The 21,071-nt window shown below is 67.0% G+C and carries 6 protein-coding genes; all 6 read right to left on the bottom strand.

The window, feature by feature from the left end; genetic code table 11:
• Nucleotides 1-35: 35 nt before the first annotated feature.
• The 6 genes from EDF57_RS23670 to EDF57_RS23645 all read right to left on the bottom strand — a co-directional run bounded on the left by EDF57_RS23670 (nt 36) and on the right by EDF57_RS23645 (nt 20,667).
• Nucleotides 36-1,253 carry an HlyD family type I secretion periplasmic adaptor subunit gene (locus EDF57_RS23670; RefSeq protein WP_132269339.1) on the bottom strand — a complete coding sequence of 406 codons (1,218 nt, stop codon included), beginning with the start codon at nt 1,251-1,253 and terminating at the stop codon, nt 36-38.
• Nucleotides 1,250-3,394 (bottom strand): type I secretion system permease/ATPase, encoded by a 2,145-nt coding sequence (locus EDF57_RS23665; protein WP_134096135.1) that lies wholly within the window; start codon nt 3,392-3,394, stop codon nt 1,250-1,252. The genes EDF57_RS23670 and EDF57_RS23665 overlap by 4 nt, the downstream gene beginning before the upstream one ends.
• Nucleotides 3,387-4,955 carry a TolC family protein gene (locus tag EDF57_RS23660; protein WP_243841266.1) on the bottom strand — a complete coding sequence of 523 codons (1,569 nt, stop codon included), beginning with the start codon at nt 4,953-4,955 and terminating at the stop codon, nt 3,387-3,389. Before EDF57_RS23660 ends, EDF57_RS23665 begins: the two co-directional genes overlap by 8 nt.
• A 98-nt stretch (nt 4,956-5,053) precedes the next feature.
• Nucleotides 5,054-16,786 carry an Ig-like domain-containing protein gene (locus EDF57_RS23655; RefSeq protein WP_134096133.1) on the bottom strand — a complete coding sequence of 3,911 codons (11,733 nt, stop codon included), beginning with the start codon at nt 16,784-16,786 and terminating at the stop codon, nt 5,054-5,056.
• Nucleotides 16,787-17,523: 737 nt separating this feature from the next.
• On the bottom strand, nt 17,524-19,491 hold the full coding sequence (locus EDF57_RS23650) for an oligopeptide transporter, OPT family (RefSeq protein ID WP_132269333.1): 1,968 nt from the start codon (nt 19,489-19,491) through the stop codon (nt 17,524-17,526).
• 18 nt (nt 19,492-19,509) lie between these two features.
• On the bottom strand, nt 19,510-20,667 hold the full coding sequence (locus EDF57_RS23645) for a phosphatase PAP2 family protein (RefSeq protein WP_243841265.1): 1,158 nt from the start codon (nt 20,665-20,667) through the stop codon (nt 19,510-19,512).
• Between the last annotated feature and the right edge of the window lie 404 nt (nt 20,668-21,071).

Below are 21,071 nucleotides of genomic sequence, written 5' to 3'. Positions count from 1 at the left end.
CAGGATGATTGCTACCTGAGCAGGCCCGGCGTTTTCTAGCGTTCGCGCATCGCTTCGGCTGCCTTGTTGATGGGCTTCATGAGATATTGCAGGATCGTCTTCCGCCCGGTCCTGATCTCCACGGTCGACACCATGCCGGGCATGATCGCATATTCATGGCCGTTTTTGGCGCGCAAGGTCGAACGCTGGGTCCGCACATAGACACGGTAATAGACCTGATCGCGATGGACCTCATCCTGGAGCGTATCGGGGGAAATGCGATCGACCGTCCCGGCCAGGGTGCCGTAGATCGAGGGATCGTATGCGGTGATCTTCACCGTCGCAGGCTGCCCCGGACGGATGAAGGCGATGTCCCTTGGCTGCACGCGGGATTCGATCAGGAGCTGGTCCTCCAGCGGCACGATTTCCATCAGCGAACCGCCCGGCTGGATCACGCCGCCGATGGTGGTCACTTCCAGGTTCTTCACGATGCCGCGAACGGGTGAATAGAGGATCGTGCGGTCCAGCTGGTCGCGGCGACCGCCGATGACCTGGGTGACCTGGTCCAGTTCCGCCCGCGCTTTCGCATAGTCCGCGCTGGCATCGATGACGTACTGGTTGCGCATTGAATCGAGCTTGGCCTGTATCTCGTTCTCCTGCCGGCGAAGCTGGATGATCTCCACCTGGTTCGCAGCGCCCAGATCGACGAGCGGCTCGGTCATGGCCAGCTGGCGGCGGGTCAGGGCCAGAGACTGCCGCATGCTGGCCGTCGCGACATCGAGGTTCTGGCGCCGCGATCGCATCAGCTCAAGCTCGCGCGCCATGAGACCGGGTGTCTCCTTGACCGACGCGGGAAAGTTGGGACTGCCGCCGCTGATTTCAGCCTCCAGCCGCGCGGCGGTCGCCTCCAGCGCCCGCGCTTTCGCCTCCGCCTCGCCCAGCATCGAACTGAAGCGCGCGCGGTCAAGCGTGGCGAGCTTTTCATGGGGGCGGACGATATCGCCTTCATGCACGAAGATGCCGTTGACGATCCCGCCCTCAAGGCTCTGGATCACCTGCGAGCGCGACGGCGGCGTGACTTTGCCGGAACCGACCGTCACTTCGTCCAGCACGCCGAAATAGCTCCAGACCAGGAAGGCCAGGATGCCCACCGAGAGGATCGGGATGATCCGCAGCCGCCCCACGGTTCGCAGCCAGCGGCTATCTTCCTCTCCGCGCAGGCCCTCGAGCAGGCCGCCGCCGGCAATCGCGCTTGTGGGGTTACCGGCCGTCATACCTGCTTCTCCCTGATCCCGGCCGGTCCGGCCAGGGCGCCGAGCACTTTTTCCTTCGGCCCATCCAGCGCGATGCGGCCGGAGTCTATGACGACGATACGGTCCACCAGTTCGAGGAGACCCGGCCGATTGGTTGTGACCACGAGCGTGCGGCCGCGCAGCCATTGCCCAAGGTTGGCGACGAGCGCCCGCTCGCTGATGTCGTCGAGCGGGGCGGAAGGCTCGTCGAGCAGGAGGATGTTGCTATTGCGCAGCAGGGCGCGGGTCAGGAGCAACGTCTGCCTTTGCCCGCCGGACAGTCCGGCGCCGCCTTCCTGCAGCAGCAGGTCGAGACCTTGCGGCTGGTTCTGCACGAGCGGCAGCCCCCCGGTTACGGCCAGAGCGTGGAGGATCTGTTCGTCGTTCACGCCCGGCGCGCCGATTAGCAGGTTTTCGCGGATGGTGCCCAGGAAGAGCTGCGCGCCCTGCCCCAGATAGGCCGTGTCGCGGCGGACATCGACGGGGTTGATAAGCGTCAGGTTCGTCCCGTCCAGGAGCACTTCGCCGCTGGTCGGCCAGGCAAGGCCCGACAGCAAGCGGAGCAGCGTGGACTTGCCCGCCCCGATCCGGCCGAGGAATGCCACGCGCTCCCCGGCGCGGATCGACAGACGCTCCACTTTCAGTGCAAGCGGTCCATCGGGATCGTAAGCGTATGTCAAATCCTTGATTTCATAATAGCCGTTGAGCGTCGCCCGGCGCAGCAGGCCGCGTTCGGGATCGTGGTCCACCGGCTTGTCGAACAGGTCCTCCAACCCGGTCATCGCCACTTTGGCATTCTGCCAGCGGGTGAATATCTGCCCGAACGGCACGAACAGGACCAGTGCGCGGCTGGTGAGGATCGAACAGGCGATCAGCGCGCCCATCGTCATGTCGCCTTCCATGACCTTGAAGGCGCCCGCCACGACGACGGCCGTATAGGCGAGTTGCTGAAGCGTCTGCGTCCAGTTGACGAAAAGCGCGGAAAGGAAGCGCTGTTCGGCGCCGACACGGGTGCCGGCAAGGGTCAGGCGTTCCCAAAGCGACTGGAAACGGGCTTCGGCCTGTGCCGACTTGATCTCGTCGATCCGTTCGATCGATTCGACCAGGATCGCGTTGCGCAGCGCCCCTTCCCGCATGCCTTCGGTGGCGAGGCGGGCCAGCGGGCGCTGAAGCAGCAGTCCCGGCAGCAGGATCAGGACAGCCGCGCCGATCAGCACGAAGGTCAATTGTCCCGCCAGGAAGGCGAAGAGCACCAGGAACAGCAGGATGAACGGCAGGTCGATCATCGCCGAAACGGTGGTGGACGTCAGCATTTCGCGTATCTGCTCGACATCGCGCAACTGGGCGATCAGCGCGCCGGTCGAGCGCGGACGGGCATCGTTGCGGATGTCCAGCGCGCGGGCGAAAATGCGCGAGGAAATCGCGATGTCGGCGCGCCGGCCGATGCGGTCCACCAGTTGGACGCGCGCCGTGCGCAGCAACAGTTCCAGGAACAGCGCCAGCCCGGTCCCCAGCGCCAGCACCCATAGCGTGGGGACGGACTGGGCCGGGATCACCCGGTCCCACACCTGCATGGCGAAGAGCGAGGTCGCGAACGTGAGGAGATTGCCGAAGACCGACCCGAGCACCACTTCGCCATAGCCGCGCCGGTCGGCCATGATGATGTCCCACAGCCAGGACCGCGAAGGTGCCCGCAGGAATTCGTCCAGCCGGGCATCGCGCGAACGCGTGGAGAGCGGCTCCACGAAACCGACGCGGCCGGTGGTGCGGCCGCGGAACGTGTCGAGCGACAGTTCCACGGGCGCATCGTGCCGCATTCCGGGCATGGAAACGCGCACGCCCAGCCCGTCCCGGGCGTGTAGGATCGCCGTGCTCTGGTCGTTGAGTTCGACGATGGCCGGAAGCAGCAGTTGCGGCACGTCGTCAACGCGCATGTTCACGATCTGGAAGTCCAGCCCCGAGAGGCGCGCGGCGTGGACAAGGGTCTTCTCGGCGTCCAGGCCTTCGGACCAGTAGAGGCGTTTCGCCAGTTCCTGCGCGCCCACCGGCACGCCTTTCAGAGTGCCGAGGGCCGCGACGGCGGCGGTCCAGGGCGGCTGGACGATATCGGCGCTGTCAGCCATCGAAGTCTTCCTCCTCACGCAGGCGGGCAGGCAGGCCGAGCGAAGGCCGCAAGGTGCCGCTGACGTTTTCGAAACGGACGCGCGCTTCCATGATGTCGTATTGCGCAGCGATGCGCGAACTGGCTGCGCGGTAGATTTCAAGCTGGGTGTTCAGCAGTTCCGTAAGGGTGCGCTTGCCCAGCTTGTATTCCTCGAAGAAAATGCGGCTGGCGGTGACAGCCTGCTCTTCCTGGCGGGAATAGGCTGAGATGCGGGCCTGCCCGGCGCGGATTTGCTGACGGGCCGAAAGCGCCTTGCCCCGTGCTTCCAGCACTGCGGAGTCGCGCGCCGCCTCGGCCCCGCGGCGATCTTCCTCTGCGGCCTCGATCAGGTAGTGGTTGCTGCGGCGATAGAGGTCTCCGGTAACGGTCACCATCCCCGCGAAGGAATTGTCGCGCGTGTTGTAGGTGTAGTTGTTGCGCGTGTAGCCGAGCTGGAGGCCCAGCCGGGGGTAGCGTTCGGCCTTGGCCTGGCCGATCTTCGAGGCGGCGGCATGTTCGGCCTGTTCCGTGGCCACCACCGCGGGCAGCTTGTCATAGTCCGGCTCGTCGTCGCCCGTCTCGAAGCGGGATATCTGTGCGGTCGGGTCCTCATAGCTCTGCGGAAGATCGCCGATGAGATTGAGCAGGCCGGACTGCGCAACGGCGAGCGAGGTTTCCGCCTGGATCGCCTCTCCCCGGGCGCTTTCCACCCGGACATCGGCGAGCATGAGGTCCGACTTGTCGGACACGCCGGCGTTGACCCGCAGGCCGATCAGGTGGCGCAGCCGTTCCAGCTCCTCCACTTGCTTGCGGGCCTCTACCGAAAGCAGTTCGAAGCGCTTGACCTCCAGGAAAGCCATGGCGCCTTGCTCCGCCAGTTGGTCCGCGACGGATTCCAATTCATATCGGCGCTGACGCATGGTTGAACGGGCGGCGCCGATCTCTCCCTTGGAGCGGCCGAAATCCCAGACCTGCTGCTGCAGATAGACGCTCGGCCCGGCCATGTTTTCGTTGAAACCGGACGTGTTGCGGCCGGAAAGCATGTTCGGTCCGAGATTGGCCTGATAGGAAACCTGTGGCGTCCAGGCAGACTTGGCCGCGCCGAGATCGGCCCGCCCCCGCGCCAGGGCAGCGTTGGCGCGCGAAATCTCCGGGTGGCGCATCAAGGTGAGCACCACGGCATCGGAGAGGTCGAGCCGGCCCGGCACCAACGGGGCATCGGACTGATCTTCGCCCGGCTGCCCGGAAGCTGCCTGACCGGAGCCGGGAGGCAGGCCTTGCGGCGGCGGTGGAACAGCTTGCGCCCAGCCAGCCTGGCCATCTTGCGGAACGGCTGCGACGCTCGCCGCAGAGACGGCGTTCGGCGCAGAGACGGCGTTCGGCGCAGCCCCGACACCGGGCGCCGCGGATTGCGGCGCCACGGTGCCTGAGGTGGCGGTGCCCGGCGGGAGAACTTCCTGCCTACCGATCGGCGGCAGTTCGCCCGAGGCGATTACGGCATGCGTATTATCCTGTTCCTGTGCGTGACATCGACTACCCACGATCCCCAGGACGGCGATTCCCACCGTTCCGGCGACCCTCCACTCCGTAAACGCCATGCTCCCCTTTCATGAACTGAGTTCGCTGGCCGTGCTTCCTGTCAGATGACGACCATCACCGGATGGTCGACGAAGATGTCGGTCGTACCCAGAGAGTAATGGTTGTAGGCCTCTCCATTGATGAGCGTCTGTCCCTGGAACACCGCGCCGGTCATCGTCACGCTGTCGTTCCCATCGCCGTTGATGGTGAGTTGATGACTGCTTTCGGTGGCACGAATGACTCCCGCTTCCGTTAGGTTTATCCGCCGCCCCGCATCGCCGATCCCGAGATTGATCACCTCGATATTCCGGATGTTGGTGGCCGTTCCCAAGTCCAGCACTTGTCCGGTGCCGCTGTCGATCAGAAGTGTATCCGTTCCGGTTCCACCGTCGATCAATGTGTCCGCGGAGTCGTAGACCAGGGTGTCGTTGCCGGCGCCGCCGTTGAGGGTATCGGCGCCGGGACCGCCGCGCAGGAAGTCGTTGCCGTTGCCGCCGTTCAGCACGTCGACGCCGGCGTGGCCGTAGAGACGGTCGTTCCCTGCGGTGCCGTTCAGGAGGTTGTTACCACCGTCGCCCTCGATGAAGTTCGGCGAACCGCTGGCGTTCAGCAGACTGAGATCGAGCAGCGTCCCCGTCGACGAAGAGGCCGAAAGGTTGGTGGTGTCAGTGGCGGTAATGCTGACCGAATTGAGAAGGTCCACGCCCAGGGTCGAGACGTTCTGTTGGAAGTGCACGGTGTTGAGCAGTTCGTTGACGGCCAGGTTGTCGATCGCGCCGCCGCTGAGCGAGGTGATCGTCAGCGTGGAGGTCGGCGCGAGGATGCCGAGCAGGCCTGCGGTATTGGTGACGGCGATCTGCAGGCCCAGTTCCGCTGCCAGCGCACTGGAGCCGGTCAGCGTGTAGGCGCCGAGACTGAGCGCCAGGAGGGGTGCGTAGCGGACCTGGACGCTCTTCAGGTTGTTGTTCGGGTCGACCGCCATCAGCGACTGGGTGCTAAGGTCAATGAGGTTCAGCGCCTCGACCCCCACGAGGCCGAGCAGCGATGTGCCGGTGGCCTGGACGATCGGTGCCTGAGCCGGAATGGCGGCGATGCTGAGGTTCTGCGAGGCACTGTTGCCGACATTGCCCGCCGCGTCGACCACGCGGGCGATGATGCTGTGCGATCCGGTCGCCAAGGTTCCCGCGCCGTAGAACCAGGTCGATCCGGAGGAACTGGCGTTGATCCAGGTGCCGCCGTCGATCTGGACCTGCACTTGCTCACCCGCCCCCAACGCGGCGCTGAGCGTGCCGCCGATGGTAGGGGTGGTATCCTGCGTGCTCCAGTCGCCCTGAGTGCCGGTGTCGGTGGTCAGCGTCGTAATCGCGATGGTCTGGACCGGCGCGGCGGTGTCCACCGTCATGCCATAGGTATTGGACGCCGCGCTGGCATTGCCGGCGGGATCGACGGCCACGGCGGTGAAGCTGTGGGCGCCGTTGGCGATCGTGCCGGTCGGCGTGAAGCTCCAGGCTCCCAAACCGTTCGACGTGGTGCTGCCGATCAGGACATTGTTGTCGTAGACCAGGACCACGGTATTGATCGCGGCCGTGCCGTTCAGCTGCGGCGAGGCATCGTTGGAGATGCCGCCGCTGGGGACCGTGCCCGTGACCGGAGCGACATCGTCGACGATGCTGGTGATCATCGGCGAGGGCGGCGCGGTCAGGTCTACGGTGATGCCGAAAGCCGCCGAAGCGGTGCCGGGGTTGCCGGCGGCATCGGTGGCGAAGGCGGTGAAGGCATAGTTGCCCTCGCCAAGGGCGGTCGGGGGCAGGAAGCTCCAGTTGCCGGTCGCATCGACCTGGGTGGTGCCGATCGCGGCGCCGTTGGCCAGGATCGTCAGGACCGAACCCGCCTCGGCCGTGCCGCGCAGGAGCGGGATGGTGTCATTGGTCACGCCGCCATTGGCGACGGCGCCCTGCACCGAACCCACGTCGTCGGTGACGCTGGCGATGACCGGGGCGGCCGGGCCGGCCGTGTCCACCCTTACGGTATAGGCTGCGGACGCGGCGCCCTGGTTGCCGGTGGCATCGGTGGCGCGGACCGTGAAGCTGTGGTTGCCGTCCCCCAGGGTCGTGGTGGGTGCGAAGGTCCAGACCCCGTTGGTGTCTGCGGTTGTCGTGCCGATCTGGAGGCCGTTGTCGAACACCGCGATGCTGGTATTGGCCTCGGCCGTGCCCGAGAGCGTCGGCGTCGTATCGTTCGTGGCGCCGCCGCTGGCCACGATGCCAAGCTGCGGCGCGGTGTCGTCATTTGCCGAGACGATCACCGGCGCCACGGGCGGCGTGGTGTCCACGGTGAAGGCGTAAGCCGCGGAGGTTCCGCTTACATTGCCCGCAGCGTCGCGCGCGGAGGCCGTGAAGCTGTGCGGGCCCTCCGATAGCGGCGAGAGCGGTGTGAAGGACCAGTCCCCCGATCCGTTCGCAACAACGGTCCCCAGCAGGACGCCGTTGTTGAAGATCGAGACGGTCGCATTCCCTTCGGCGGTACCCGTGATCTGCGGGAGAGCGTCGTCAGTCAGGCCGCCATTGGCGATCGGGCCGGACACGCCGACATCGTCCGTCGCGCCGGTGATGGCGGGCGCCGCCGGGGCGGCGGTATCCACGGTCAGGTTGAAGGCCGCCGTGGGCCCGCTCTGGTTGCCGACGGCATCGGTGGCGGTCACCGTCAGGATATGACCGCCGGGATCTAGCGGCGTGGTGGGCGTGAACGTCCATGCGCCGGACCCATTGGCCGTGGTAGTGCCCAAGAGCACGCCGCGGTCCAGGATCGAGACGGTGGAGTTCGCCTCTGCAGTGCCGGTCAGGGTCGGTCGGGTATCGTCGGTCTGCGCGCCCGATACCAGGGCGGTCTGGATCGTGCCCACATCGTCAGTGACGGACGTGACTGCCGGCGGGTTCGGTGCAGCGGTATCGACGTTGACGGTGAAGGCGCTGGAGTTGGCGCTTGCCGTGCCGGCCGCATTGGTGGCGACGGCCGTGAGAACGTGCGCGCCGTCCTGCAACAGGCTGGTCTCGATCGACCAGGCCCCGTTGATGTCGCTGGTGGTCGTGCCTACGGCCACTGCGCCTTCGTAGAGCGTGATCGTCAGGTTCGCGCCGGCGCTGCCGGTGATCGTGGGCTGGCTGTCATCCGTGGCCCCGCCATTGGCGATGGGACCGACTATGGTGCCGACATTGTCGGCGCCGCCGGTAATGACCGGGGCGGCGGGCGTGGAAGTGACGATGGTAAGCGTGTAAGGCGCGGAAGCCCCGCTGACGTTGCCGAACGTATCCGCGGCCGTGACGGTGAAGCTGTGCGGCCCTTCTCCCAGGGCGGTCGGCGGAGTGAAGGTCCAGGCGCCGCCCGTCGCTACCGCGGTGCCGAGCAGCGTCGCACCGTCGTAGACCGAGACGATGGCGTTCGCCTCTGCGATGCCCGAGAGCGTTGGCGTGGTGTCGTCCGTGCCGCCTCCGGTAGCGACGGGGCCCAGGACACCGCCGGCATTATCGTCTGCTCCGGTGATGGCGGGCACGGTGGGCGGCGTCGAATCGATGGTCGCCGTGGTGCTGCCGGAGAGATTGCCCGCCACGTCCCGCGCGGCCACGGTCACCGCGGCGGAGTCGGGAATGGGCGTGCCCGGCGTGAAGGTCCAGTGTCCCGTCGCGTCCGCCTGAACGGTGGTCGATCCGCCCGGATAGGTGATGATAACGCTGGCGTTGGCTTCCGTCGTGCCGGTAAACACCGTGCCGTTGCCCGGATCGACCACTGGCGCCGGCGGCGGGGTGAGGTCGAGCGTGAAAGCGATGGCGTTGCCGCTGATGCTCTCCACGCCATTGGCGGTCGCTGTGGCGGAAATGCTGTGAGGGCCTGCGCCCAGAGGGGGGGTCGGCGAAAAGCTCCATGCGCCATCCCCATCGCTATTGGTCGTGCCAAGTAAGGTCGTGCCGTCGTAGACGGAGATGAGCACGTTGGCACCGGCGGTGCCGGAGATCAGCGGCGAGATATCGTCGGTGACGCCGCCGTTGGTGATGGCCCCCACGACGAAGCCTGCATCATCACTGATAGTGGAAAGGACAGGCGTGGCAGGCGGGGTCATGTCGACGCCCTGGTCGACCGTGCCGGTCCCGGGACCGGAATTGTTGCCTGCTGCATCCCTCGCAGTGGCAGTGAGAGTGGTTCCGTTGGCTGCCTGTATCGGCAGGGTCAGGCTCCATTGGCCGACGCTGTTGGCTGTGGTTTCGTAAGTACCGCCGCCGGAGACTGCGAGCGTAATCGTGGCGCCGATTTCGCTCGTGCCCATGACGGTGGTGCCGTCGCTGCCGGTGATGACAGGCGCACCGGGCGCAAGAGTATCGACGACGATCGCGAAGTCGCCCGAAGGCCCGCTTTGATTGCCCGCAGCATTGGCGGCCGAGACGGCGATCGTATGCGGCCCGTCATCGAGGCTGGGCGCGTTGAACGACCAGTCGCCGGTCCCGGTTGCGGTCATCGTGGCGACGCCGGTTCCATCGATGATCAACGTGACGATGGCGCCCGGATCGGCCTTGCCGGATATGACGGGCGTCGGGTCGTTGGTGGCGCCGCCGCCCAGGATGGCGCCAGGTGTCGGGCCATCGTCGGCAACCTGGACGATCGTCGGCACGCTCGGGTTTCCGGTCAGAACCGTGAAGACCAGGGCCGGACTTTCCGTGCCTGCATTTCCGGCAAGGTCGGTGGCGATATACGTGATGCTGTGAACGCCGTTGCCAAGCGCGACACCCGGCGTGAGGCTCCAATTGCCGTTGAGGTCGGCCTGGACGGTGCCGATCGGCTGTCCGGCGTCGAAGACCTGAACCGTCGCGTAGGCTTCGGTGGTTCCGGAGAACAGGGGAAGCGTATCATCGGTCGTCGAATTGGGCGCGATCGCGCCCATGACGAGGCCCTGATCGTCTTGCGCAGCGATGGCGACAGTTGCGGCAGGCCCGGTCAGGTCGACGAATACCGTCGTGGCCGACGATCCGTTGCCCGCCGCGTCGATCGCGGTCACCGCGATCTGCGTGTTTTCGGCATTGCTGCCGGGAATGGCGTAAGTCCAGTTGCCGGATGCGTCGACGTTCGCCGTCGCGGCCGTCCCGCCGCCGATGACGATGCTCACCGTCGTGTTCGGCTCGGCCGTGCCGCTGAGCGTTCCCGTGCCATTCGTGGGATTGACCAGGGGCGCCGCAGGGGGCGTGGCGTCCACGGTGAAGACGAAGGGCGCTGACTGCACGCTGCTGCTTCCGGCCGCGTTGGCGGCGCTGACGGTGATGCTCTGCGGACCGTCTCCGCCCGTCACGAGCACATATTGCCAGTCGCCAGTCGGCGAGGCCGTCGTGGTATCGATCGCAACGCCATTGGCGTAGATCGTGACCACCGCGTTGCCGTCCGCCCTGCCGATGAGGGTGGGCGTGGTATCGTTGGTAAGGCCGCCGCTCAGCACCGGCGTCGTGATGCCCGGCACATCGTCGTTGGCCTGGGTAATCGTCGGCACCGCGGGAACGGTGGTATCGATATTGATCTGATAGCCGGCTGAAAAGCTGCTGGAGTTGCCGGCGGCATTGGTGGCGATGGCCGTGAAGGTATGCTGGCCGCCGCCCAGCGTTCCAGCGGGCGTGAAGGACCAGTCGCCGCTGCCGTTCGCCACGGTGGTGCCCAACAGGCCCGCCACACTATCATAGACGGCGACGGTCGCATTGCCGCCCGCGGTTCCGACGATCGTCGGCAGCGCATCGTCGGTCGTGGCGCCCGGCGCCACCGTGCCGACGATCGTACCGACATCGTCCCGCACCGAAGTGATGACCGGCAGGACGACCGGGCTGACGTCCACGGTCACCGCATAGGCAGCCGAGGCCGGGCCGACATTGCCCAGCGGATCGGTAGCCGTGGCCGTGAAGGAATGCGGCGCCGAACCGAGCGGCGTCGTCAGCTGCAAGGACCAGGTGCCGGTGGCGCCGACCACGACAGTGCCGACCGGCGCACCGAAATCGAAGAGGTTGATCGTCGAGCCCGGCTCACCCGTACCCGTCAGTTCGGGCAAAGTGTCGTCGGTGGTGCCGCCATTGGCGACATTGCCGGCCTGCGCGCCGACATTGTCCAGGATCTGGGTAATGCTCGGTGCCTGCGGCGGCGTGCGGTCGATCACCACGCTGTCCGTGCCCGAGGCATTGCCCGCCGCGTCGACCGCCGTGACGATCACCGTCGTTCCGTTGTCCAGCCGGGTCGCAGGGGTATAGCTCCAGACCCCGCTGCCGTCGGCAAAGGTGGTGGCGTCGATCGTGCCGTCACCGTCGAGATCCAGCAGGATCGTGGCGTCCGCTTCCGCCGTGCCGTTCAGGATCGCGCCCGCGCTGGGATCGATTTCGGGGGCCAGCGGCGCGCTGGTGTCCACTTCCAGCGTGAAGCCGCCGGACGCCAGGCTGGTATTGCCGACGGCATCGGTGGCCGTGGCGGTGAAGACATGCGGGCCTTCGGACAGCGCCGAAGTCGGCGTGAAAGTCCAGCCGCCAAGCCCATCCAGGGTCGCCAGGCCCAGGGGCGTGCCATTGTCGTAGACCGTTACGGTGCTGCCGATCGGCGCCGTGCCGCTCAGCACCGGCAACACGTCGTCGGTCACGTCGCCACTCGCCAGCGCGGCCGTGTAGCGTCCGACATCGTCGGCAGCGGATGTGATCGAGGGTGCGCCGGGAAGCGCAGTCGAGACCGTCAGCACGAAGTCCGGAGAGACGGCGCTGGGCACGCCGGCCTCATTGGTGACACTCGCGGTATAAGTATACGTGCCCGGCGCGAGGGTGGCAGGCGTGAAGTTCCAGACGCCGAAGGCATCGGCCGTCACCGTGGTGACGAGAATGCCCCCCTCGAAGATGTCGACCTGGGCATTCGCATCGGCGGTTCCGGACAGGACCGGCAGGGTATCGTCGGTTGCCGCGCCGCTCGCCAACGCGCCCTGCACGGACCCTACGTTATCGAAGGCGGATGTGATCGCGGGTGTGGTGGGAACCACGCTGTCCACGGTCAGCGTGAAGGGCGCCGAGGGCGTGCCGGCATTGCCCGCAAGATCCGTGGCGATGACGACGATGCTGTTGCTCCCCTCCGGCAGCGCCGCGCCGGGGATGAAGTTCCAGATGCCCGTCGTTCCGTCTGCCTGGGCCGTGCCCAGCAGCGTCCCGTTGCTGAAAATCGAAACCGTGGAGCCGGACTCCGCCGTTCCGGTAAACGCCGGCCGGGTATCGTCAGTGACGCTGCCCGATACCAGCGGATCGGTGATCGCCCCCACGCCGTCCGCCACCGACGTGATCACGGGCGCGTCCGGGCCCTGGTTGTCGACCACGACGGTGAAAGTCGCCGGCAGGCTCTCGTTACCCACCGCGTCCGTCGCCGTGATGGTGAGCGCGTGGCTCCCCTGCCCCAGCGGCACCAGCGGCGTCACCGACCAGGCACCGGAAGGACCGGCCTGCGCCGTGCCGATCACGGTCGTGCCTTCGTAGAGCGTGATGATGGCATTGCCCTCGGCCGTGCCGCTGAAGGTGGGCTGGGCGTCGTCGGTCGAGGCACCATTCACAAGCGGATCGGTGTAGATTCCGACATCGTCGGCCACCGCGACGATCGTCGGCGCCAGCGGAGCGGTGGCGTCGACCGTTCCGATCGCCGGGCCGGAAGTGTTGCCGGCCGCATCCGTAGCGGTGGCGGAAATCGTGCCGCTGATCAGCGGCGCGAGCGGCGTATAGCTCCAGACGCCCGCGCCGTCGGCCTGGACCGAGGTGTCGGCGGTGCCATCGTTGTTGAGGTCCAGATTGATGGTGGCGTTGGCCTCGGCCGTGCCGGTGATGGCCTGCCCGTCCGAAGGATTGATGACCGGGGCGGCGGGGGCCGCGGTATCGACCGTCAGCGCGAAGGCAGGCGATGGCTGGCTCTCGTTGCCATTGGTGTCGGTCGTCGTCACCGTCAGGCTATGGGCGCCTTCGCCAAGCGGCGCGGTCGGTTCGAACAGCCAGTCCCCCAGCCCGTCCGCCGTGGTCGTGCCCAGCAGGATACCGTTGTCGTAGATCGTCACGGTCACATTGGCTTCGGCCGTACCGTTGAGAGTGGGCTGGGTGTCGTTGGTGGAGCCGCCGTTCGACAGCGACCCTTGCACGGGATCGGCATTATCCGTCACCACCGCCAGGACGGGAATGGGCGGCGGCGTGGTATCGATGCTGTCATCCACGGTGACAGTGGCAGGCGCAGTGGAATTGCCCGCGACGTCCACCGCCGTCACGCTGACGACCGTCCCGTCGGGCAGCGGCGCGGTGAAAGTGACGCTCCAGCTGCCGTCTGGCCCCGCGGTCACCGTCTGGTCGGCCGTGCCGTCGCCATTGGTGTCGACCAGCACAGTCGCGCCGATCTCGGTCGTACCCGTGAGCGTGAGGCCGTCCGTGGGGTTCACGACCAGCGACGCCGGAGGCGAAAGATCGACCACGACGCCGTAAGTCACCGAAGGGCCGCTGACATTGCCGGTGGCGTCGGTGGCGGTAACGGCAAACTCGTGCGGACCTTCGGCGAGAACGCCGGTGGTGAGCGTCCAGTTGCCGGATGGGTCGGCGATGAGCGTGCCGATCAGCGTGGCCCCGTCGTAGATCCGCACCGTGGAATCGGGCTCGGCCGTGCCGTTGATCGTCAGCGTGGCATCGTTGCTCACCGAACCGCGCGGGACGACGCCGATGACGCCTTGCACATCGTCGACCACTTCCGTGATGCCCGGCGCGACCGGCACACTGGCATCGACGATCACGGCGGCCGGCGGCGAGACGTTGCCCGCGGCATCGATAGCCGTGACGGAGATCGTCACGCCATCGGGCACGGCGCTTCCGGGCACGTAAGTCCAGTTCCCGGCTCCGTCCGCCTGGACGTAGGCATCGGGAACGCCGTCCCCGGTCATGTCGATACCCACGCCCGCGCCGATCTCGGCGGTGCCGGAGATCATCGTGCCATCGGTCGGATTGACCGTGGGCGCTACGGGAGCGTTCGTGTCGACAGTGAAGGCGAAGGGCGCGGACGCGGCACCCTGGTTGCCCAGGGCGTCCGTCGCGACGAAGGTCAGGCTATGCGGCCCCTCGCCCAACGCGACCAGCGGCGTGAAGGTCCAGCTGCCGTTGGCGGCGACAGTGGCATTGCCGATCGGCGCGCCATTGTCGAACACCGCCACGGTCGAGCCCGGCTCGGTCGTACCGCCGAAAGTGGGCGCGGGATCGTTCGTGGCGGTATCGGGCAGCAACGGCGCAATCACCGGCGCCGTATTGTCGCTGCCGCCGGACACGACAGGGGCGGCGGGCGGCGTGGTATCGATGCCCGCGTCGACCGTCGCGTTCCCGGTGCCCGAGACATTGCCCGCAGCATCGGTGGCCGTGGCGCCGACCACGGTGCCGTCGCTCAGCGGGGCCGGCAGGGTAATGCTCCAGGTGCCGTCACCGGCAGCCGTCGTGGTCGCATCCGGCGTACCGTCGCCGTTGGTGTCGAGGCCGATGGTCGCGCCCGCTTCCGCCGTCCCGGAGATCGTAGTGCCATCGGTGGGATTGAGCGCCGGAGCGGCCGGAACGATAGTGTCTACCGAGAATGCGGAAGGCGCCGAGGCCGGGCTCTGGTTGCCCGCTCCATCGGTGGCCACGAAAGTCAGGCTGTGCGGCCCCTCGCCCAGCGGCGCAGTCGGCGTGAAGCTCCAGGTGCCATCGGCGGCAACGGTTGCAGCGCCGATCGGCGTGCCGTTGTCGAGAACGGTGACGCTCGATCCCGGCTCCGTGGTGCCCTGGAACGTCGGCGTGGTGTCGTTGGTGGCGCCCCCGGCGGCGACGCCGTCAGTGACGACCGGGATCGGCGGCGGCACGTTGTCCACCCCGTTCACCACCGTAGCGTTCGCCGGAGCGGAGGGATTGCCTGCCGCGTCAGTGGCCGTGGCGCTGACGACGGTGCCGTTGCCGAGCGGGGCGGGCAGCGTGATGCTCCAGGTGCCGTCTGCACCGGCCGTGGTGGTCGCATCGGGCGTGCCATCGCCATTCGTATCGAGACCGATCGTGGCGCCGGCCTCGGCCGTGCCGGAGATCGTGGTGCCGTCGGTCGGATGCAGCACCGGCGCGGCAGGTGCAGCCGTGTCCACGGTGAAGCCGAGCGCCGGCGTGGCGGCGCTGGGGTTGCCCGCCGGATCGGTAGCGGTGAACGTCAGGCTATGCGCGCCCTCGCCAAGCGGGGCTGCGGGCGTAAAGGTCCAGGTGCCGTCAGGGCCGACCGTCGCCGTGCCGATGGACGTGCCATTGTCGAAGACCGTTACGGTCGTTCCGGCCTCCGCCGTGCCGGTGAACGTCGGCGTCGTATCGTTGGTCGCGCCGCCCGGTTCGAGGCCGCTGGTGACGACCGGGGTGGCCGGCGGTGTGGTGTCCAGGCCGCTGTCCACCGTGGCGCTGGCGGCGCCCGAGGCATTGCCCGCCGGGTCGGTGGCCGTGGCGCTGACGACGGTGCCATTGCCGAGTGGGGCCGGCAGCGTGATGCTCCAGGTGCCGTCTGCACCGGCCGTGGTGGTCGCGTCGGGCGTGCCATCGCCATTCGTATCGAGGCCGATCGTGGCGCCGGCCTCGGCCGTGCCGGAGATCGTGGTGCCATCGGTCGGATTCAGCACCGGCGCAGCAGGCGCAGCCGTGTCCACGGTGAAGCCGAGCGCCGGCGTGGCGGCACTGGGGTTGCCTGCCGGATCGGTGGCGGTGAACGTCAGGCTATGCGCGCCCTCGCCAAGCGGGGCGGCGGGCGTAAAGGTCCAGGTGCCGTCGGGGCCGACCGTCGCCGTGCCGATGGACGTGCCATTGTCGAAGACCGTTACGGTCGATCCGGCCTCCGCCGTGCCGGTGAATGTCGGCGTCGTATCGTTGGTCGCGCCGCCCGGTTCGAGACCGCCGGTGACGGCGGGCGCTGCGGGCGCGGCCGTGTCCACGGTGAAGCCGCGTGCCGGCGTGGCGGCGCTCTGGTTGCCGGCGGCGTCGGTGGCCGTGAAAGTCAGGCTATGGGCGCCTTCGCCAAGCGGTGTGCCGGGCGTGAAAGTCCAGGTACCGTTGGCTGCGGCGGTGGCTGTGCCGATGCGGGTGCCGTTGTCGAAGACGGTTACCGTCGAGCCGGCTTCCGCCGTGCCGCCGAAGGTGGGCGTCGTATCGTTGGTGGCACCGCCCGACTGGAGACCGCTGGAAACGACCGGCACCCCAGGCGCCGTGGTGTCGCTGGGCGGATTACCGATATTTCCGCCGCCGCCGCCGCCGCCACCACCGCCGCCGGCAGCCGCAGCAACACCGCCGCCTACGGCCAGCGCGCCCAGACCAATCAGGAGGCCGTTGCTGATTCCCCCGCTCGCCGCCGCGCCGGTGGCACCGGCCGTGCTGGCGGCGGCACTGTCGAGCGGGGTCAGGTTGTAGTTTACGGCCTCGGTGGAAACATCGCCCGGCGCCACGCAGGACACCTCGCTCAGGTTCACCAGCCATTGCGATCCGTTGGAGGGATCGTCGAGCGTCAATTGCCCGAGGTCTTCCGGCGAGCAGCCGAAGTAGCCTTCAAGACGAATGATCGATCCATCCGCGAACTTCAGGACGAGGTCGTCGCCCTCACGGACCATGGATGCGACGGAATTGGGCGGGGCGTCGATCTTGACGTTGGAATCGAGGGGGATCGGGATGCGGGTTTCGCCGGCTCGGGCGACGGCATTGGTTGTTGCCTTGGTGGCGCGATTCACGATCTCGACCCGCTTGTCCATCTCGGTCCTCCCAGCATTGAAGTATCGCCTAGCGCGATACAGCCGTTCGTTGCGCGAAGATGGCCCGCGTCTGCGGACGAACCGAAGAGATCGCCTTGGTTAGTTTTATCAACTAACCAATCTCTGTTTTATTCACCGTGACCTAGGGCGTCACGGCAACAGAATTTTTACGCCCCTCCAACTCATCAATACGTCTGCGGCCCAGTCCCCATCAGGTTTTTAACTTAGGCGATGTCACCTAGTTACGGCCTGCAACGTCGATTTCCAGCCGAAGTTTCCCGAGCGAAGTAAGCGATTTGTCACAGAGACTGCGCAATGGGACACGGGAAGGCAAAACACGGCCAGATCGACGCGCGCATGAGCAGCGAAGCGAAGTCTGCCGATCTCGTCTTGAGGCAACGGAATCCGCTATTTCTCAATGATTAGATGGCATCTTCAAAGAAGAGCACGAAGTTCTCAACGAGACGCATTTACATTCATTACGGCTCTATTTTTCAGGCCGAAATGGTTTTTGTTTCCGTCACTTGCATGAGTTCCGGTGCCGCCTCGAGCGATCGATCGAGGGGCGGGCGAAGGCCTCGGCGACCGAAGTGGAGAGCTGATCCGCAGCATGCAGATCACGCGGCGCGCGTATAGGGCGCGGGGGCGGTCGCTGTCTCGACAAGGACAGCCTTTGACTAACGGACAGTGGATTTGCCGGTTCCCGGTGCCGCCGATCGCGGCACCGGGCAGCGCCTTCAGTCCGAAGTCACCAGCTTGCGGGTCCGGCGATAGAGCGCATGAACCAGGACGAAGAACAGCAGCGTGCCACCGACGAGCGCCGGTCCGGCGAAGCCGTCGCCTACCAGGGCCAAAGGCGCGTCGCTGCCCGAAGCCGCAACGATCCCGGCGAAACCGACGCCCCAGAGGCTTTCGCCCACGATCAGGCCCGTCGCCGTGAGCACACCCATGCGCTCGGCGAATTCGGGATCGCGCTGCTTCCCGGCCCAGCGGTCATAGAAGAAGCCCAGCACCGATCCGATCACGGTCGGCAGGATCACGCTCATCGGCAGGTAGATGCCGATACCGACGCCGAGCGGCGGCAGGCGCAGGCGGCCCATGGCGCCCAACACTTCGTCGATCACGATGAAGGCCACGCCGGCAGCAGCACCCCAACCGATCATCGTCCAGTTGAGATTGCCGCCGAGCACGCCCTTGGCCAGGGTCGAGATCAGTGCCGCCTGCGGGGCGGGCAGCGCGTTCGGGCCGGCATTGGCCGCGCCCGCAAAGCCGAAGGCGGTGTTCAGCAGGTCCAGCACCGGCGGGATCACCAGCGACCCGAACACGACGCCGATCACCAGAGCGACCTGCTGCTTCCACGGCGTCGCGCCGATCAGCTGCCCGGTCTTGAGGTCCTGGAGATTGTCGTTCGAGATCGTCGCCACGCCGAAGACGATGCCGGTGACGATCAGGGCATAGGCCACCAGCGCCTCGGTGGTTCCGGTCGGTTGATCTCGGCCGAACAGGCCCACCAGCATGAGCGAGGCCGCCACGACCGAGAGGATGCCGATGCCCGAAACGGGCGAGTTGGACGCACCGATCAGGCCCGCCATATAACCGCAGACCGCCGCGATCAGCAGGCCGATCACCAGAATGAAGGCCAGCGCGCCGGAAATCAGCAACATTTCGGAGCCTGCCAGCGGTCCGCTGCCGATGACGCTCCACAGCAGCACCGCGATGGGCACCAGCATGGCGAGCGTGCCGATGAAGACGATGGAGATCGGCAGGTCCTGCTCCTCCACCGCCAGCTTCTCGCCCGCCTGGCGCGCACGGCTGGCGGCAAGGGCGGAACGCACGCCACCGATGACCGGTCCGGCGATGCGCAGCAAGGTCCAGACGGCAGCCACGCCGATCACGCCGGCGCCGAAGAAGCGGACGTTTTCGGAGAATACGGTGGAAGCCCAGACTTCCGCCCCGCCCGGCAGTGGGTTCTGCGCGGTCAGGATCGGCAGGAGCACCCACCAGCCCACCACGAGGCCGAGGAACATGGCCATGCCGACCGAAATACCCACGAGGTGCCCCACGCCCATCAGGGCGAAGGAGAGGCCGCCGGAAATGCCGGTCGCACCGGGCCCGGCGCGGAACCAGACCGAGGCTTCCGCCACGGCAAGGCGCGTCTGGGTGAGGATCGCGAAGCCGGCGGACGCCAGCGCGTTCCACAGGAGGACGGAGAGACCCTTGGCGCTCTCCTCTGCACCTTCGCGCGATTCGGAGCCGACGCGCAGCACTTCGGCGGCGGCGTGGCCTTCGGGATAGGGCAGCGGCGTATCCAGCACCAGTGCACGGCGCAGCGGTACGGAGAACAGCACGCCGAGAATGCCGCCCGTCCCGGTGATCGCGGCCGTGGTCCAATAAGGGAAGCCCTGCCACCAGCCGATCATGACCAGCCCCGGCAACACGAAGATGATGGCCGCCAGCGTCCCGGCCGCACTGGCGACGGTCTGGACGATGTTGTTTTCGAAGATCGTCGAGTCCTTGAACCCGCGCAGGATCGCCATCGAGATCACGGCTGCCGGGATCGAGGTGGCGAAAGTCAGGCCAACCTTGAGGCCCAGATAGACGTTCGCCGCCGTGAAGAGCAGCGTGATCACGCCGCCGAGCAGCACCCCGCGCAGGGTCAGTTCAAGCGGCGATCCCGCGCGCGTGCTGCCAGTCTGGTTCGCCATGTTGTCCCGTTCAGCCGATCATGGGGCCCACCCGCCTTCTGCCTGGCGAGAAGGAGGCCCGATATGGAATTCTCTGCGATCTTCGGAAGTCGAAGCGGCACGCTCGCTGCCATATTGTCGCGCAGCCGTCCAGCGCGAGCCGCGAACAGCGCCCGCTTTCAGGCGTCGCACATGCCATTCGAGCAGCAAAAGCGCGGTTACCGCCACCGCCGCGCCCAGGATCATGTCGATCAGATAATGCGTGCCTTCCACCGGCGTGGACAGGAGCATCGCCGCATTCAGGGCGATCACCGGCCAGCGCAGCCCCGGAATCCGCCAGGCCGCGACGATGTAGAGCACGGCGGCGGCAGTGTGGAAACTCGGCGCCGAAACGATGCCCCGCAGATGCGCCAGGTCCACCACATGGACGCCGTGTGCCCGCAGCGCCGGGATCAGGCCGGGCTGCCAAAGCTCGCTTTCCGGCATGTAGACGATCGGCTGGTGCCACAGATGCGAGAACGGCCCCAGCGCCGGCATCAGGCTGAACACGGCCAGGGTGATGACCGCCGCCAGCCAGAAACCGGCCAGGAAGCGATAGGCCGCCTCGCGCTGTCCGGACTTTGCCGCCGACCACAGCAGCAGTGCAGGCGTGATGTAGATGCTGCGATAGGCGGTCGTCCCCAGCACCTGGAGCCAGGGATGCGCGACGACCTGGCGATAGAGCGCGAGCCAGTCGAACCCCAGCGCCTCGTCGATCCGCTGCAGGGCGTCATCGGCATAACCATGCGTGAGCGCGGCGACCGGATAGCTGGCGGCCGCCCCCATCAGCGAAATCGCGGCGAACAGCGCCGCATACTCGCTGAACGCCGCACCGGCCTGCGCATGGCGCCACCGCATCCGGGGAAGGAAATGGCGGCATGCCAGCGCCAGGGCGCCCGCGAGATAGAAGGGCAGGTTACCCACGCGCCAGGGGTCGATCCGCAGCCCGGCCCGGTGCAGCAGCATCCCCAGAGCCACCAGGCTGAGCGCGAGGCCGACCATGAGATGGCGGCGAAGCACATCGCCCTGGCCCGATGCCGTCAGGCGCGTGGCCGGAAGGACTGCCGAACGCTCCGGCAGCCTCGCCTCCACGGCGCGCCCCTCCGCTCCGTCGAGTACGGAGGGCGGCACGGGCAGAAGCGGCTGCATCAGGGTCATTGCGGTTATCCAGGGGCGCGAAGCCCACGTTTCGAAAGGATCGCGTCCAGCCCGAATTCTCCTTAAGCGGGGCTTAACTGCTATCCGGGCGGCAGATTAACTCTTCGTCATGTTCGGTTTTCCGCGAAAGGGCGGAACCTCTTCGCGACAGGGGTGTTGAGATCGGGACTGCTCAAAGAGGCAGAGACCCCGAGGGCCCAATCCCCACCCCCGACCGGGCCCCGTCACTCCATCAAGGCCGCCCCCATGCACGGTGGGCGGCCTTTCCATGTCCGGCGTGAACGGCAAGACGGGCTTTTCCGGCGATCTGGGCGGTGGGTTATGGCCGCCGACCGCTTGTTGTCGGCGCAAACCCGCTCTAGAGGCCGCGCCCGGTCCTCGCCTCTAAACAACGATGGACCGGG

Origin of the sequence: Novosphingobium sp. PhB55 (assembly GCF_004368805.1) — a bacterium.
Taxonomy (GTDB): domain Bacteria; phylum Pseudomonadota; class Alphaproteobacteria; order Sphingomonadales; family Sphingomonadaceae; genus Novosphingobium.
Note: the sequence above shows the minus strand (reverse complement) of the source record. Positions and strands in the feature narration are given on the sequence as shown.